Here is a 16195-nt window from a genome sequence, read left to right as displayed (position 1 = left end):
GTATTAAATCTTACATATAGATTATAATAAGCAAACTAAATTTATCGGGTATTAAAATAATATTGAAAGATTTATTATTCAGATTAGAAACAGGGTTACTAAAAAAGTCTCAAGGTTTACCTTTTAAGATTTTCTTTTTTTGTTCAAAAAAATGTTTTGTAGATTATTTAATTTTTAAAGTTGCTGTACTAATGTCTTTAATTATTCAAAATCAATTATTGTTGGAGTATAGTGTTGTGTTTTCAAGTAAAAAAAATAACAGCTTTAAAAGTTTATGGCTATAAAAATGCTGCAGCTGGATGGTATTACATAATTTTGTACTATGAAGTTACTAGCTTCTAATTTTATACTATGAACAACACATTTTCTGAAAACAGCCAAATTGGAATAGTATCTACTTTCTCTGAGCTTTTACATACCGATTTTAAAGGAGAAATGAATGCACTATGCTGGTACAGAAATTTAGATGGCGATTTTAGTGAGATTGTTGCCCAATTACATTTAAAAGAAAACATAACAGAAGTTTATCCTGAAGATCTAACCGCACTCCAACTATCAGAAGAGGGGAATATAGCAAGAGAAATAATTTTAAATGATTTGCAATTACTAACTGATTTTGGAGCTTCGCCTTCTCTTAATTTACTGAAGTGTTATGAACGTGACGAAGAATTTGATGTTATATCGACTGATGTATATTCTTTTCATGTTGATCGTTCGCCCATTGCAACAGATACTTTTTTATGTACCTATCACGGAGCGGCAAGTGATATTATTTCTAATTCGCAGGCAGAGCAAAAAATTCGGATTCCAGAAATTCGAACAAAGCTAAAAGAACTGCATGACGGACCAGAGGAAGAATTCGAAAACTTTTTAAAGGAAAATTATTTTGATTTGCACTATAAGGCACATCAAGATGCGGTACCTGTTAATTTAGGATTAGGACATCTTTGGCGACTGGCAGTAGATCATCCAAAACAAGAAGTGCAGCCCTGTATTCATAGAGCACCAAGAGAAAATGACGGAGAATATCGGTTGTTGCTTATTTGTTGAGGAAAATTTGCTTTGTAAATGAAGTTAATTTTAATTGCAAATGGCCCTATTGTTTACTAAAATCAAACCTTTTATACTTATTGTACTTTCATCAGAATTTGAATTTAAAAAGATATATCCTTCATTATTCAAAAGCATTAAAGCATCTAATACTCTTGCTTGTTTTTTCTTTTCATTAGATATACTGTCTTTTACCGGTGTATACATATTAAAAACAGGAGTTAAAAGACTTGTCAGTTCTTCTAAAGTACAACTCATGCCGTATCTGTCGGCAAGCATTTGCAGGATTTTTATAAGAAAGGTTGGGAATGTTTCCATGACAACAGCTTTTGCTTATATATACGAAAACAGACTTCAATTAGATTTTGTGGAAGCTTTTAATTATTATAAGAATTTGATTTCTTTAATATTGCTAATTGATTTCCTGCTACTGCAGAGTTCTTTTGGAAAGCTCTTAATTTCTTCTGACTTCGCAACAACAGTCTTGACAACAACTGCTCGGATATGCGTAACTAGATTTTCTCTTTTTTTAAACCATTAAGATGAACTTTGCGGGCACGGATTATAAATCTGCGCGATCAGGTTTTTCAGCGTTTCCAGCTGTGGCTTAGCTTTTTATAGCGAAAAGGTATCGGCTTCACAGCTTTTTTTGTTAAATTTGAGACATCTCAAATTAGGTTTCTCATAGACTAACATTGCGAGATTTTAAATAACCTTTAATTAGCTTAATTATGAACAAGATTTTCACAATTCCTTCAATGACTTTATTTTTTATATTAACGCTACAAAGTGTTGTTGCTCAAGTTGACACAGCAAATGACAAAGATGCTATAAAACAACTTGTAACAAATTATGAAAACGCTTGGAATAGACATGATCCTAAAGGACTTGCAGATAATTACGATAATAATGCAACTTGGGTCAATTGGTTTGGCGCATATTATATTGGCAAAGAGGATATTCAGAATCATTATGAAATTGTTCATACAAGCTATTTCAAATCGTCACATTATTATACTCGTGCTGTAGAAGACATAATTTTTGTAAAACCTGATGTAGCCATTTCCCACATTCGTACTGGTCTTTCAGGCGATACACGTTTTCCTGGAAAAACGTTTGAATTTCGCAGAACAATCATTCTGACAAAAAAAGATGGCAAATGGCTTATTTTAGCCGGACAAAATGCAAAGCTTAATGACGGAATTGATTAATAGATAGAGCAAGATAAATTGTCAATACTGTTTTTACAGGTAGTAAAGTGAAACTTTTTCGTTCTGGGCATCGATAACTTTATCATTTGCCCCTGTTTTTCTATGATCACTGAATTTTTTTTGTGATAGCTATTTTTCGGCTTTTGAGGAGTAGATCGTATTTCTGCTTAATACAATGGGAGATTGAATAATAATTGATTAATCTCATTTTGAGCATATGAATTTAATAAACAGAAAAACGAATGATAATAATGATTATTTTTTTATTCTGTATATTCTGTTTCCGGTCTGGGAAGCGAAATCGCTACTCCTCTCTAATAGGCTTCTCGGAACCAGTTATATCATCAATATTCCAAGAATGTCAAGAACTAATGTTGAAGATGTTTTTGTAGCTGGAGATGCTGCAGATCACCTATACCGCCAGGCAATTACTGCTGCTGGAACATGCTGTATGGTCGCGCTTGATGCAGAATGTTATTTGGCTTCTAAAGATTAGTAAGATGAAAATCAATATTTATCGTTTTTCATCTAATGGTAAAAAAGACTATAAGTTATGTATATTTGTTTTTCAAATATTATTAATCCAAATGAAAAAATCAATATTAGTATTGCTGGTGCTATTTTATGCAGGTAAAACAGCTGCGCAAAACCAACCGGAACCAACAGCAGGCAAATCAACGTATCAGAATCCAATCTTTGGAGGCGACTATCCTGACCCGAGTTTACTGCGGGAAGGCAAGGATTATTACATTGTACATTCTTCTTTTGATTATTATCCCGGACTTACCATATGGCATTCGCAGGATTTAATTAATTGGGAGCCTCTCGCTAATGCACTACAGAAATATGTAGGTGATGTCTGGGCGCCAGATTTAATAAAATACAATAATAAATACTATATCTATTTTCCAGCCAACAAAACAAATTTTGTTGTCAGCGCAGACAATATAGCCGGCCCTTGGAGTGATCCTGTAGACCTGAAAATTGGCAATATTGACCCAGGCCACGTTACAGATGACAACGGAAACAGATACTTATATTTCAGTAATGGTGATTATATTGGTTTATCCAAGGACGGACTAAAGACTATCCGAGAAGTAAAACATACTTATGACGGCTGGGCAATACCGAGAGAATGGTCTATTGAGTGTTTCTGTATGGAAGGCCCAAAACTATTTAAGAGAGGAGAATACTATTATTTAACTGTTGCAGAAGGCGGTACTGCAGGTCCTGCTACCAGTCATATGGTAATTTCAGCACGTTCTAAAACCCCTTTTGGACCTTGGGAAAATTCTCCATACAATCCGGTAGTTAGAACTCAAAGCAGTGATGAGCGCTGGTGGTCAAAAGGGCACAGCACCATTTTTGAAGATCATAACGGCAAGTGGTGGATGATTATGCATGCCTACGAAAAAGGCTTTTACAATTTAGGACGCCAAACACTGCTGCAGCCGGTTGAATGGACTAAAGACGGATGGTACAAAATCCCTGATACAATTGAGACAGATAAACCTATTGCTAAACCAAATGGAACAGCCGTTGCACGATTCTCGCAAAGTGATGATTTTTTAGGAACGGCACTGAAACCGCAGTGGAAATTTTTTCAAGGGGTTGATAATTCCCGTTTTAAAGTTATAAATAAAAGTCTGGTCATTAAAGGCAAAGGAACCGGAGTAGGAAACAGTTCTCCTTTGGTCACCGTGCCATCGGGTCATTCTTATACTGCCGATGTTGAAATGGAAATTGAAGGTGATGCCACAGGAGGTTTAGTTCTTTTTTACAACAATAGTTATTTTTCAGGCATATTGGCTGATAAAGAAAATATATTGGCAAACCTGCGAGGATGGCAGTTTGTAACCGAGAAAAATGCACATAAAAGACATGTATACCTGCGATTAAAAAATATAAATAATAATGTAGATATGTTTTACAGCCTTGATGGCAAGAAATGGCTTAAAATTGAGAATTCAGCTGAGGTTTCTTCCTATAACCATAACGCACTGAGCGGCTTTTTAGGTTTAAGGATAGCGCTTTGTTCAATTGGAGAAGGAAGTGTAACTTTTAAAAATTTTAATTATACGCCGTTATAATTGGTAACGTCATAAAACACAAAAGGCAGTTCCTAATCGGGAACTGCCTTTTTTAATTAAAAAACTGTAATTATATAAATTCTTTATTTACTTAATTCATAATTCGATATTCATTAGGAGTGCTTCCAACATGCTGTTTGAAAAAACGAGTAAAGTGCTGCGGGTATTTAAATCCTAATTCATAAGCGACTTCATTAATGGTTTTTGTCGAATCGAATATCTTATTTTTAGCAGTATCTATTATTTTATTCTGAATGTATTCCTGGGCAGATTTCCCTGTTTCTTTTTTAATAAGGTCGCCAAAATAATTAGGAGATAAGTTTAGTTCGCCAGCATAATACGCTACAGAAGGCAGTCCTATAATATTAGGTTTATCTGATGAAAAATAACTGTTTAAGAGTTCTTCAAATTTTTCAACTATACCTTTATTTTCATTATCTCTTGTAATGAACTGACGGTCATAGAATCTTTCGCAGTAATTCAAAAAAAGCTCAATATTTGAGGCAATAAGCTTTTTGCTGTGCTTGTCAACAGACTGCTTTAATTCCGTTTCTATTTTAGCAAAACAGTCAAAAACAAGCTGTTTTTCTTTTTCTGATAAGTGCAAGGCTTCACTTGTATTGTAGCTGAAAAAGTTATAGTCACTAATACTTTTAGCAAGTGATGTACCGCGAATTAAATCCGGATGGAAAACCAATCCATGTCCTGCGGGCTGGTAATAATCTACCTTGTTTTCTACATCAATGGTCTGGCCGGGCGATACGAAAACTAAAGTTCCTTCCTGATAGTCATAATAATTACGGCCGTATTTCAAATCCCCGCATTTTACATCCTTCAAAAATATGCAGTACAATTCAAAGTTCATCCTTGAACCTGTTCTTGGTTTTGCTTTATTAAAATCAATTATACTAACTAAAGGATGTAATGTTTCATGATTATTAAAATCATTGTACTCATTAATAGTCTCGAAGTTAAATACCTGTCCCATGTTTTCATCGTTGTTTGTTACACAAATTTAACTATTTAAGTACAGTTTTAACAGCAGCACACTCTGAATCAGTAATCTTGGTAGGAGATTCCGTAATCCGTATACCAAAACCCATGTTTTTAGTTCGGAAATTTGTAATAATAGAATTATAAAATCGCGTTACAATGCAAACTATAAAATTAAACAACGGAGTTGAAATGCCCATATTAGGGTTTGGTGTTTTTCAAATGCAGGATCAGGCAGAATGTGAACAGGCTGTGGTTGATGCTATCGAAACAGGTTACAGACTAATTGATACTGCAGCGTCTTATATGAATGAACAAGCTGTTGGAAACGGAATTAAACGAAGCGGCATTGCAAGGGAAGAACTTTTTATTACAACAAAACTCTGGGTAAGTGATGCAGGTTATGAAAATACCTTAAAAGCTTTTCAGAAATCATTAGACCTTTTGCAATTGGATTATCTGGATCTATATCTTATCCATCAGCCATATGGCGATATCTACGGATCGTGGCGCGCCATGCAGGAATTATACCAAGCAGGAAAGGTAAAAGCTATTGGTGTTTCCAATTTTCATCCGGACAGAGTTATGGACTTAGTATCGAATACCGGCTTTACACCGGCAGTAAACCAGATTGAAACACATCCTTTTCATCAGCAGAATGAAGCGCAGCAATTTCTTCAGGACAATAATATTCAGATCGAATCCTGGGGGCCGTTTGCAGAAGGGAAGAATGACATCTTCACAAACGAACTTCTCACAGCAATTGCATCCAAGTATAATAAATCTACGGCGCAGGTTATCCTGAAATGGCTGACTCAAAGAGGAGTAGTGGCAATTCCGAAATCAGTTCGTAAAGAAAGAATGGCAGAAAACTTCAACATTTTTGATTTTGAATTAACAGCTGAGGATATGGCTTCGATCAAAACTTTAGATACCAACGCAAGCCTGTTTTTTGATCACAGAGATCCTAACATGGTAAAATGGCTGAGTGAGCGAACATTAAAAAGATAACTAACTAAAGAAAAATTTTAAAATGGATAGAAGATCAATATTAAAAACGGCGGGTTTGGCATTGGCAGGGAGTGCACTGCTTCCTTTTGCTTCTTTTGCGAATTCTGGAAGAGAGGATATCATTTTAGAAGAAGATAATCAGGTTCCACTAACAGCTCCTGGAAAGCGAAAACTGGGGAAACTCGAAGTTTCCAGCGTTGGTATAGGCGTACAGAATATGAGCCGTAATTACCAGACCACAATTCCTTCCAGACCTGAAATGCACCGCATTATCCGATCAGCTTATGATAACGGCGTCACTTTTTTTGATGCTGCCGAAGCTTACGGACCTTTGGAAGTGGAGAGAATTTTAGGCGAAGGGGTTCAGTCTTTTCGTGATAAGATTACAATTGCTACAAAATTCGGCTGGAACATTGATCAGGAGACAGGAAAACGTTTACCGGGTTTAAACAGCCAGCCTGAACATATTAAAATAGTGGTGGAAGGAATGCTGAAACGCCTGCGAACAGACAGAATTGATTTATTGTATCAGCATCGTGTTGACCCTCAGGTTCCAATCGAGGATGTGGTCGGGGTAATACAAGATCTGATCAAGGAAGGTAAAGTACTGCATTATGGACTTTGCGAGCCGGGTCATCAAACTGTAAGACGCGCACATGCAATTCATCCGGTTACTGCTATTCAAAATGAATATTCACTGTTATGGAGAGGTCCTGAAAAAGTAATTCTGCCATTATGCGAAGAACTGGGAATCGGATTTGTGCCTTGGAGTCCTCTTGGCGTTGGTTTTCTCACAGGAGCCATTGACAGTAACACACGATTCGCACCTGGTGATATCCGCGGTATTGAATCTAGGTTTTCGCCTGAAAACCTGCCTGCGAATATGGCTTTGGTTGAATTAATTCAAAAATGGAGCGTCGAGAAAAAAGCCGCACCGGCTCAAATTTCACTGGCATGGCTGCTGGCACAAAAGCCTTGGATAGTACCAATTCCGGGAACAACCCAGATGTCACATATGCTGGAGAACACAGGAGCATCTCAAATAAAATTTACTGCAAACGAATGGCAGGAATTTAATAAGGCTTTAAATGCCATTAAAATTGCAGGCGAACGATTACCTGCCGGGGTGCTAGCTTTCTCTGATGTGGAAGCTCCCCAAAAAAAGAAATAATCTAATTTTAAGATAAAGATAATGGAAAAGAGAATATTAGGAAACAACGGACTTGAAGTATCTGCCCTTGGACTAGGCTGTATGGGACTGAGTTTTGGTTACGGAAAAGCAACAGAAAAAAATGAAGCCATAGCTTTAATCAGGGCTGCTTTTGAAAATGGTGTTACTTTTTTTGATACAGCAGAATGCTACGGTCCTTTTATAAACGAAGAAATTGTGGGAGAAGCTTTAGAACCATTTCGTAAAAAAGTGGTCATTGCAACCAAATTTGGTTTTCAGGATGGCGACTCAACAAAAGGTCTGGACAGCAGTCCCGCAAGAATAAAAGCAGTTGTCGAAGCTTCACTTAAAAGGTTGAAGACAGATTATATTGATTTATTTTACCAGCACAGGGTTGATCCAAATGTGCCTATTGAAGAGGTTGCCGAGACTGTAAAGCAATTGATTAAAGAAGGAAAGGTAAAACACTTTGGACTTTCAGAAGCAGGGGAAGAAACCATTCGAAGAGCCCACATTGTACAGCCGGTTGCAGCGCTGCAGAGCGAATATTCCTTATTTTATCGTGAACCTGAAAAAGAAATTATTCCGGTTTTAGAAGAATTAGGAATTGGTTTTGTGCCTTTCAGTCCGCTTGGAAAAGGCTTTTTGACAGGAGCGATAAATGAAGATACAAAATTTGAATCGTCTGATTTTAGAAACATTGTTCCAAGATTTTCAGAAGAAAACAGAAAAGCCAATCAAACCTTAGTAGAGCTTGTTAAATCAATTGCTGCACAAAAAAAAGCAGCGCCTTCGCAGATTGCTTTGGCTTGGTTATTATCTCAAAAACCTTGGATTGTGCCAATTCCGGGAACTACAAAACTGCATCGATTGGAAGAAAATATTGGAGGAGCAGCAATTCATTTAAGCAAAGAAGAATTAAACAATATAAATCTTGCACTTAAAAACATAGAAATTGTTGGTGCACGTTATCCACAGCAATTGCAGGATAGAGTTGGGAAATAATTTTTAAATATTCTTGCTTTCAAATACATTTAGAAATGAAAAAAATAGCAATCGGGGTTTTCTTTTTAATAAGTGTCACAGTCTTACAGGCGCAGCAGCAGACAAGAAAAAATAGTTTAGATGTCACTACGGCTTCAGGAACTGTTCGTGGTATGGCAGAGGGAGATGTTTTGGTTTTCAAAGGTATTCCTTATGCGGCACCGCCAGTTGGTGCTAATCGCTGGCGCCCTCCACAGCCCGTAAAGCCATGGGAAGGCATCAGAGATGCCGCTAAAGACTGTGCAGACTGCCCGCAGGCCGGCTGGCCCAGAGGTTCGGGCATGTCAAAAACCTCAAGTGAAGACTGTTTGTTTTTAAATGTGTGGAAACCTTCTGATGGTGCATCTACATCGAAATTACAAACTTAAAATAAATTACTTAGATATTTCTAATCAAAATATAGTTTATGTTTTGAATTTAAATGCTTTAATATTTTAAGCACACTTTATTCTATCTGCTTTTTTCCATTGCCAGAAGAAGTAACGATATCTTTATCTGATTTGAGCGTTATTGTTTTCGGCTATTTTATCCAATTTGCATCATTGCCTGATTGGAAAAAAAAAGCAAGGGAATTATTACTGTAAACAGTAAAGACAGTAATTTAATTCTGTTTTTTCATCTTTGAATATTGATAATTAATCTTGCTTTGCTGATTTGACCTCGTCAGAGGGAGTGTTAAGTATAAATTCTACCATGAGACGTTTGATGTCATTCCCTTTTTCGTTCAGCATATTATGACCGCATAACGGCAATCCTACTAACCAGGTTTTAGGTCTCTCTTTGGCTATATTTAAGGCACTTTCAGGCACTGCAACCCGATCTAATAAACAAGTTATAACTAACATTGGCGCAGTACCACCCGTAGACCACTGTTCTTTTGGTGTGGCATCACTAGACTTAGCCTGTTGTCCGGCCAAGGTTGGAAATTCGCCTTGTGCTTGATCCAGCAATGCCAAATGCTCGTTACCTGGAGCATACATAAGCTGTCCTTGTAATTTAAGCCATTCTTCTTTGCTAATTGACGGATCCATATAGCGTTGATACAGCGCCATAGTCTCTACAGATGGTTGTACTTCACCACCGGCACCAATTAAAACAATACCCAAAACACGTTCGGGGTGATCTTGTGAAGCGGTTCTCACCACACGATTTCCATACGTTTTTCCAGCTAGGTAAACTTCTTTTAGACCGAGTTCGTCTGCCACTTTCCAAAGATCATCTGCATAATCGTGGAGTGTTAATCCCTCAATTTTTCCGGTGCTGGCTCCTAAGGTTCGGTAATTGTAGGTAATAACTTTGATTCCTTTTGATGCAATTGCCTGAGCCAGCTCATCTAGCTGGATTGCGGGCCTGCCGTTACCGGCAGCCATAATTAAAGCGACTGGGCCATTGCCATAAACAAAGGTTTCGATTTGAATGCCGTTTGCGTGTATCAGCTTTCTTGTCCCGTTTGATTCGTTTTTTTGGGAGTATCCGAATGTTATAGTCAACAAAATAAATATGCTCAGCAATGGCTTTGAGTGAGTATGATATAACTTTTTCATTTCGACTTTTTTTTTAATTTTTAAATACAGTTTTCCCTTCTTTGATGGATTCTAAAATTTGAATAGTATTAATATCCATTGGATTTATTTTTAATGGATTTTTATCCAAAATCACCAAATCGGCCAGCTTTCCTTTCGTTAATGTGCCCTTCGAGTTTTCTTCGAAATATTGGATTGCAGCCCATTCTGTCAGCGTTTTTAATCCTTCGTAAGGAGTAATTCGTTGGTTTGGTCCCAATATTTTTCCGCTTCTGGTGACTCTGTTTACCGTTGCATCCAGTACTCGCATCGAATTCGGGAAAGTAACCGGTGCATCATGGTGAGAAGTGGTGATAAGTCCTGCATCTATTGCATCTCTCATCGGCGAAATATAATCAGCTCTTGGATGTCCCAAAACCGAAGTCAAATGCCAATCGCCCCAATAAAAAGTGTGCATTGGGAATAATGATGGAATCACTTTTAGGCGGACCAATTCCGGAATTTGATCTTTACGCAATGTTTGTCCATGAATAAGTACCGTTCTGTGATCGGGATAATTGTATTTTTTTTCCGCGAGATCAATCGCTTCTAAATATTGGTCAATTGCAGCATCACCATTGGTGTGGCACAATAGCTGCCATTTATTTTTAAAGGCAAGTGCTACATAATCATCCGCCTGTCGATCGGTCATTACGCCTTGTCCTTTATAATCTGCTTTTTCACCTGCAGGCGGAATATGGTAAGGGTGGGATAACCATGCGGTTTTACCTTGTGGCGAACCATCCAAGGTCAATTTTACGCCGCCAATTCGGTATTTATTTTTATATTGATGTGTGGGGCTGTAATAAGGGCTTTTCATAATTTTTTCTACACCCAGCGCAACATCAGGATAAGAAACAATGTCTAAATAGAACTTTTTGCTGTTTGCTCCATCTTCTAACTGTGACATTTGCTGTAAAGTAGCCCTGCCTTCTTGTACCGTTAAATAGCCATTTTTAGCATACTCAACGAGCGCTTTATCAATAAACATAGTATTAGCTTCTGCATCTCCTTTGCCTAAAATAGGGAATAGCACGGCAAAAAAAGCACCTTCTTCCAATACGCCGTTTGGCGTCCCATCAGCATTTCTACGATATTTTCCACCCGCGGGGTCTTTGGTATCCTTATTGATGCCCAATATTTTCATTGCATAGGAGTTAAGTACGCCTAAATGTCCTGATTGATGTACGATAACTACGGGTTCAGTGGTACTTATTTTATCTAAATCAGCAGCTTTTGGGTGGTCCGCTTCTTTGAGTTGGGAATCATCGTAGCCATTACCTAAAATCCAACCGAATTTTTTAATCATCGTTTTACCGTCTGCTGAATTTTTATATTGGTTCATTGCATTGATAATTGAAGCAAAATCGGCACCGGGACCATCCGGAGGCGGAAGTAGATTGGCAACCGATGCGGTAAAACCGACATTTAGAAAATGACTATGGGCATCTAAAAATGCGGGAAGCATGGTTTTTCCTTCCAAATCAATCATGATGTGTTCTGATCCTGCTTGCTTCATGGCTTCTTGTTCCTTGCCTACAAATAGTATTTTTCCGTCTTTAACGACAATCGCTTGGGCATAAGTGGGCTTTTTTCCTTCCATGGTAATGATGTCCCCATTGTAATAAACGATAGCTTTGCTGGCAGGACTTTGATCTGTCAACAGTTTTTCGTCTTTTTTACAGGAGATCATCAACATTGCAAATGCTAATATTGATAAGATTAAATTTTTCATAAGCTTATTAGTTAATTAAAAGAATAAATCATTTGTTTTTATTGTTTTACTTCTACTAATTCTGGGCATTTCCAGGTTCCATTCAAAATTTCTTTGCGAGGCCTGTACAGTCGAATCATATAATTCCATCCCTTCATGATATATAAAAAATTTGGCTGGTTGGGATCTCCTCCAAAATGTATGGTTACGCTGCCATCAGGATTCTTCTTGGATGTTATCGAATTGAAATTATAGCTACTGTATTTATTTACTTCATAGTATCCTTTTTCATTGTATAAAGAAACAGACCAAAAAGCATCTACAGGAACATCTTTCAGAGTCAGGGTATAAGCAGTTACACCATCATCTTTAGGTGGATTTAAATTAAGATAAATAGCATCTTTTTCTTGATTTCCACCGTAACCTCCCGCTGTTCCTAACAGTTGTCGTACTTGGGTTACTTCCCATTCTGTGCCAAAAGCGGCTTTACTGTTAGGTAAATCTTTGGCCAATGCCAAAAGTAAATTACGCGTTTTTGTAAGGCTCTCTTCATCCCAATCGGGAATTTCCAACTTGCCCGTATTTGCTTGTTTGACAACAATTGACCCTTGTATTGCTGTTACTATTTTATTGTCTTCAGAACTATTCGGATCTGCCAAAGTTCTGACGGTTATATGAATAAATCGGGTACCAACATTTTCTCTGGTCAAGGTATAATTGCCCGGTTCATAAAATACCCGGATATAGGAATCTTCATTGATCACCATCATCGATATAAAACGTCCTTTGGTATTGGGTATGGTAATGGTAAGGGGTGAGCTGAGATCAAAAATCCCATAAGAATACCTCGTATCACGATTGGTACGGATTATGGATTGATGATTAACATCTGCCGGACCGCTGTTGTGGCATAATTTACCAAAGCATCCGTCATTTGTTCTGATTTTAAAATAGTTATCAGTTTCGGCGCGGACAAAATTATCGATTGTTATTTTTTGTTTTCCATTGGGCAGGGTAATTGGATCAAACAGCTTTTCGGTGTTCTTTTTGGGTGGTTTGCTAAAGGTGTTTATTGTGGGACTCAATTTTTCAATTGTTTTGCTTTTATTAGTATTCTGGCTGTAAACACTAGTGAATAATACTATGCACGATGATAAAAGGATAGATGTTAAGATTTTCATACTATTTAACTGTTTAATTTATTAAAAATCTGTATGTAAATGATTAAAAATTATTATTTAAATAATCTGTTAACTAATCTTTTAAAGGAAATGATTTGCCTTCAAAGACAGTTTCTAACACTTTAATGTCTTTCATTTTTATAGGGTCTATCTTTAAAGGGTTTTCAGCAAGTATGACGAAATCCGCTTTTTTACCCACTTTTATGGATCCCGTAATTTTATCCAATTGCATTAAATTAGCCGCATTAATCGTGATGCCTTTCAATGCATCATAAGCAGATACTCTTTCTTGAGGCGCCATCAAAGTTCCATCGGCCGTTACACGATTAGTTGCTATCCAAGCCAGGAGCAATGGCTGAATAGGAGCCATAGTGAAATCGGAATGCAGGGCAAACTTCACTTTGTTTTTAACCAATGAGCCCAAACGAACCATTTCTGAACCTCTTTGCTGGCCAAGAACAGTATTGGATGCATATTTATCACCCATAGAATAGAGATAGTAGGGATTAGCAGACACCACCGCTCCTAATTTTGCAATACGGGCAGACTCTTCAGGTTTAGATTCTCCAAAATGCTCTATGGTGAGTCTTTGTTTTAATTGTGGCAATTCTTTTTGTAATTTTTCTAGTTCGTCTAAGATGGTTTCTAATCCCATGCTGCCATTGCAATGAATATGGATAGGATAACCTTTGTTCCACCAAAATTTCATGGCTTCACTTAAATTTTCAGGGGTCATAATCCATTCACCGCTATGCCCGTCCAAATATCCTGGAGGTAAAACTTGAAAATTCTGACCAAAAAATGCACCATCAGCATAAAGTTTTACGGCATGATCTATTATAATATGTGGCGAAGTTTTTTTGCCAAACTCTTTTACATCGGCAAACGTTTTTTCAAAATCACCGCCATTTACCAAGTTCAATGTATTTACATCGGGGGTAAATTGCATACGGAAAGGTGTCTTATCGTTTTCCAGATTATTCTTCATGTAATTAAAATCGCCCCAAAGTTCTCCTGATGAACCTGTACCCATATCGCCAATGGTAGTTAGTCCGCCCATATGTACAAGGTCACGAAGTTTTAACATATTGGTCTTCATAACTTCATCATTTCTAATGGTCGGTGCCCATTTCGGAACAACGACATTGAAAAATCCAGCTTCTACAAATTTTCCGGCAGCATAATCAATTTGGCTGTTTCCTTCAGTTTCCTTCTCGGTAATATTCAAATACTTCAAACCAGCGGTGTTCAACCACATTACATGAGCAGAATATTGCCAAATCATAATCGGTCGTGTAGTAGAAATTCCATCCAATTCCTTACGTGAAATGTCTCCGTGAAAAGGCTCCATAAAACCCCAAACCACAAGAGGTTCTTTAGGCTCTTTTAACTCAGCTTCATATTCTTTTACTTTGGATATGAATGCTTCATGTCCTCTCACGGCCTTGACATTTCCCCAAGGAAAAACCCAGTCAAAAGGTGTAGCAAATTTAGTGCTCAAAATCATAGCACCAAGATTGGGATGCAAGTGCGGGTCTATAAGACCAGGCATCATTGTTTTGCCTTCCAAATTCACCATCTTATGGCCTTCCGCGGCTTGTCGCATGGCTTCGTCTTTCTTGCCTACAAACAATATTTTCCCATCTTTTACGACTACGGCTTCGGCGTAAGTAGCGTTTTCGCCTTCCATGGTTAGAATATCTCCGTTGTAATATACTGTGCTTATAGATGAAGGTTTATCTGCATTATTAGTTCTTGCTGTTTCTTGTCTGCAAGAGACCATAACTATGGAAAAAGCAAGCAATAAAATCAAGTTTTTCATGTGTTTTCTAAATTATGTTATGCTTAATTTTTATAATTGAAAATTTTGGTATTTTATATCTGTTCGATTAAAGTAAATGAATTGAAAATCAGAAATATATATTAATGTTTTTATTGGCTACTCCAAAATCGATTCTAATTATGTTTAAAAGTAAGAATTTATACTATGTGTAAATATGATTAGTATCACTTTTTAATTTGATCAGGATTATTTGCTTTACTAGTTTAGGGGTAATAATCAAGAAATTAACAGGATGAATAAACCAGTTTTTGCATCAGTTGGGGTAACAGGTAATAATCAACAAATGGAAACGGATGATGAGATAATAAAACAATAGTAAATAGGATAGCAATTGGCTTACCATATATAGTTTTTAACTCTCATTGACTTTGGTAATTTGGTTAGATGTCCTGTCGGGGATTGAGAGAAAATTGATATCGTTTTATTTTTGATTTTCACAAAATGTACTTTTATATTTTTTACTATATTTAATTAATGTAAAAGATACCGCCTTACCTTTTTGTAAAAAAGGTCTGCATTCGTTTGCTTTGACAGATTCTATTAGGAATTGGTAGCTAATAAAAATTGCTATAATTTATTGAGTTTATTTACCAGATAACTAATCATTTGTGCAATACTTTCAGCAGGAATAGAGAAATCATTTTCGATCCAATCTTTGATGACAGCAATACTTCCTTTTTCGCCAAATTGGTAGGCCATTTCAGCAAAAGGCTTCATTTCGTCAGTAAGTTCTATTTGATTTTCAACTTGAAAATTATTGCGAACACTTCTCAAGATTCGCGACAGAATTCCGCTTCCATCTGCTTTGGTAAAGACAATTTTACTCATCTGCTTATCGCTTTCCAGTAACTGGCAGCTGAGCAATATCACATCATCCATATTGGTGCTTTTACGCAAAACCACTGAGAGTTTTTCAAAAACATCATCTTCTATTTCAAGCAGTATATCCAGCGGAATATTATAATGCCGATAAAATGTATTGCGGTTGACATCGGCTGTTTTACACAGTTCGGTTATGGTAATTTCGCTCAATTCACTCTCGTGCAGCAAACTAAATAATGCCTCACGCAATATTTTTTTAGTATACTGAACCCTTCTATCTTTTCTTAAATCCATCATAAATTATTTTACATACGCTACAAAAGCATTAGTCTTTGTTCGTTAACGTACAGTATCATCCTTTTTTGAAACAGCAAATACATTCTTCTTTAATAGATTTACATAGTAATCAAAAAAGAACACAACGTTAAATAATGAACATATTGTATAACAAATGTAACTTTTTCATCAAGATTTAATCGGATTGAAAAGGACAAATGTTAAAG

General features: G+C 36.8%; 14 protein-coding genes and 1 pseudogene. 8 read left to right on the top strand and 7 right to left on the bottom strand.

The features are described 5' to 3' along the window. The first annotated feature begins 351 nt into the window (after nt 1–351). Nucleotides 352–1050, top strand: a complete 699-nt coding sequence (locus IRZ83_RS01330; RefSeq protein ID WP_194566279.1) for a DUF1826 domain-containing protein — start codon at nt 352–354, stop codon at nt 1048–1050. A gap of 30 nt (nt 1051–1080) precedes the next feature. Here IRZ83_RS01330 and IRZ83_RS01325 read toward each other — a convergent pair whose 3' ends face one another. Continuing rightward, nucleotides 1081–1368, bottom strand: a complete 288-nt coding sequence (locus IRZ83_RS01325; RefSeq protein ID WP_194566278.1) for a hypothetical protein — start codon at nt 1366–1368, stop codon at nt 1081–1083. A gap of 413 nt (nt 1369–1781) precedes the next feature. On the opposite strand from IRZ83_RS01325, the gene IRZ83_RS01320 reads away from it, so the two are divergent. The 3 genes and pseudogenes from IRZ83_RS01320 to IRZ83_RS01310 all read left to right on the top strand — a co-directional run bounded on the left by IRZ83_RS01320 (nt 1782) and on the right by IRZ83_RS01310 (nt 4351). Then, nucleotides 1782–2261, top strand: a complete 480-nt coding sequence (locus IRZ83_RS01320; RefSeq protein ID WP_194566277.1) for a YybH family protein — start codon at nt 1782–1784, stop codon at nt 2259–2261. A 331-nt stretch (nt 2262–2592) separates the two neighbouring features. Next, nucleotides 2593–2757 (top strand): annotated as a pseudogene (locus IRZ83_RS01315) (thioredoxin-disulfide reductase); the annotation flags it as partial. 91 nt (nt 2758–2848) lie between these two features. Then, entirely contained in the window at nt 2849–4351 is a 1503-nt protein-coding gene (locus IRZ83_RS01310; RefSeq protein WP_194566276.1) for a family 43 glycosylhydrolase, read from the top strand. Nucleotides 4352–4442: 91 nt separating this feature from the next. Here IRZ83_RS01310 and IRZ83_RS01305 read toward each other — a convergent pair whose 3' ends face one another. Further along, complete coding sequence (locus tag IRZ83_RS01305; RefSeq protein ID WP_194566274.1) at nt 4443–5339, bottom strand: helix-turn-helix domain-containing protein; 897 nt, start codon at nt 5337–5339, stop codon at nt 4443–4445. Nucleotides 5340–5503: 164 nt separating this feature from the next. On the opposite strand from IRZ83_RS01305, the gene IRZ83_RS01300 reads away from it, so the two are divergent. Genes IRZ83_RS01300 through IRZ83_RS01285 form a run of 4 tightly spaced genes read left to right on the top strand, consistent with a single transcriptional unit; the run spans nt 5504 to nt 8938 of the window. Then, the gene (locus tag IRZ83_RS01300; protein ID WP_194566273.1) at nt 5504–6355 is read left to right on the top strand and encodes an aldo/keto reductase; all 852 of its coding nucleotides are present in this window, start codon (nt 5504–5506) and stop codon (nt 6353–6355) included. 22 nt (nt 6356–6377) lie between these two features. Beyond that, nucleotides 6378–7526 carry an aldo/keto reductase gene (locus IRZ83_RS01295; RefSeq protein WP_194566271.1) on the top strand — a complete coding sequence of 383 codons (1149 nt, stop codon included), beginning with the start codon at nt 6378–6380 and terminating at the stop codon, nt 7524–7526. Between the two features lie 21 nt (nt 7527–7547). Further along, nucleotides 7548–8531 carry an aldo/keto reductase gene (locus tag IRZ83_RS01290; protein ID WP_194566270.1) on the top strand — a complete coding sequence of 328 codons (984 nt, stop codon included), beginning with the start codon at nt 7548–7550 and terminating at the stop codon, nt 8529–8531. A 35-nt stretch (nt 8532–8566) separates the two neighbouring features. After that, nucleotides 8567–8938: a carboxylesterase family protein gene (locus IRZ83_RS01285; protein WP_194566269.1), complete on the top strand. Its 372-nt coding sequence runs from the start codon at nt 8567–8569 to the stop codon at nt 8936–8938. A gap of 267 nt (nt 8939–9205) precedes the next feature. On the opposite strand, the gene IRZ83_RS01280 is transcribed toward IRZ83_RS01285, so the two are convergent. The 5 genes from IRZ83_RS01280 to IRZ83_RS01260 form a co-directional block, all read right to left on the bottom strand. Then, the gene (locus IRZ83_RS01280; protein ID WP_194566268.1) at nt 9206–10114 is read right to left on the bottom strand and encodes an alpha/beta fold hydrolase; all 909 of its coding nucleotides are present in this window, start codon (nt 10112–10114) and stop codon (nt 9206–9208) included. A gap of 13 nt (nt 10115–10127) precedes the next feature. Beyond that, a complete protein-coding gene (locus IRZ83_RS01275; protein ID WP_228515047.1) occupies nt 10128–11867 on the bottom strand; it encodes an amidohydrolase in 1740 nt (579 codons plus the stop codon). A gap of 38 nt (nt 11868–11905) precedes the next feature. Next, nucleotides 11906–12931, bottom strand: a complete 1026-nt coding sequence (locus tag IRZ83_RS01270) for a DUF1214 domain-containing protein (RefSeq protein WP_194566267.1) — start codon at nt 12929–12931, stop codon at nt 11906–11908. A 169-nt stretch (nt 12932–13100) separates the two neighbouring features. Continuing rightward, complete coding sequence (locus IRZ83_RS01265; protein ID WP_194566266.1) at nt 13101–14849, bottom strand: amidohydrolase; 1749 nt, start codon at nt 14847–14849, stop codon at nt 13101–13103. Nucleotides 14850–15437: 588 nt separating this feature from the next. Further along, nucleotides 15438–15986 (bottom strand): TetR/AcrR family transcriptional regulator, encoded by a 549-nt coding sequence (locus IRZ83_RS01260; protein ID WP_194566265.1) that lies wholly within the window; start codon nt 15984–15986, stop codon nt 15438–15440. Nucleotides 15987–16195 lie beyond the last annotated feature (209 nt).

It is taken from the genome of Flavobacterium sp. JLP (genome assembly GCF_015350755.1).
In the GTDB taxonomy this organism is placed as follows: Bacteria; Bacteroidota; Bacteroidia; order Flavobacteriales; family Flavobacteriaceae; genus Flavobacterium.
The sequence above is the reverse complement of the archived record's forward strand: the minus strand, read 5'-3'. Positions and strand labels throughout refer to the sequence as shown.

What these genes read in the sequence shown, in the direction of transcription:
- IRZ83_RS01280 (WP_194566268.1), bottom strand. Translation starts at nt 10,114, where the DNA reads ATGAAAAAGTTATATCATACTCACTCAAAGCCATTGCTGAGCATATTT.
- IRZ83_RS01275 (WP_228515047.1), bottom strand. Translation starts at nt 11,867, where the DNA reads ATGAAAAATTTAATCTTATCAATATTAGCATTTGCAATGTTGATGATC.
- IRZ83_RS01290 (WP_194566270.1), top strand. Translation starts at nt 7,548, where the DNA reads ATGGAAAAGAGAATATTAGGAAACAACGGACTTGAAGTATCTGCCCTT.
- IRZ83_RS01330 (WP_194566279.1), top strand. Translation starts at nt 352, where the DNA reads ATGAACAACACATTTTCTGAAAACAGCCAAATTGGAATAGTATCTACT.
- IRZ83_RS01320 (WP_194566277.1), top strand. Translation starts at nt 1,782, where the DNA reads ATGAACAAGATTTTCACAATTCCTTCAATGACTTTATTTTTTATATTA.
- IRZ83_RS01260 (WP_194566265.1), bottom strand. Translation starts at nt 15,986, where the DNA reads ATGGATTTAAGAAAAGATAGAAGGGTTCAGTATACTAAAAAAATATTG.
- IRZ83_RS01265 (WP_194566266.1), bottom strand. Translation starts at nt 14,849, where the DNA reads ATGAAAAACTTGATTTTATTGCTTGCTTTTTCCATAGTTATGGTCTCT.
- IRZ83_RS01310 (WP_194566276.1), top strand. Translation starts at nt 2,849, where the DNA reads ATGAAAAAATCAATATTAGTATTGCTGGTGCTATTTTATGCAGGTAAA.
- IRZ83_RS01305 (WP_194566274.1), bottom strand. Translation starts at nt 5,339, where the DNA reads ATGGGACAGGTATTTAACTTCGAGACTATTAATGAGTACAATGATTTT.
- IRZ83_RS01325 (WP_194566278.1), bottom strand. Translation starts at nt 1,368, where the DNA reads ATGGAAACATTCCCAACCTTTCTTATAAAAATCCTGCAAATGCTTGCC.
- IRZ83_RS01300 (WP_194566273.1), top strand. Translation starts at nt 5,504, where the DNA reads ATGCAAACTATAAAATTAAACAACGGAGTTGAAATGCCCATATTAGGG.
- IRZ83_RS01295 (WP_194566271.1), top strand. Translation starts at nt 6,378, where the DNA reads ATGGATAGAAGATCAATATTAAAAACGGCGGGTTTGGCATTGGCAGGG.
- IRZ83_RS01285 (WP_194566269.1), top strand. Translation starts at nt 8,567, where the DNA reads ATGAAAAAAATAGCAATCGGGGTTTTCTTTTTAATAAGTGTCACAGTC.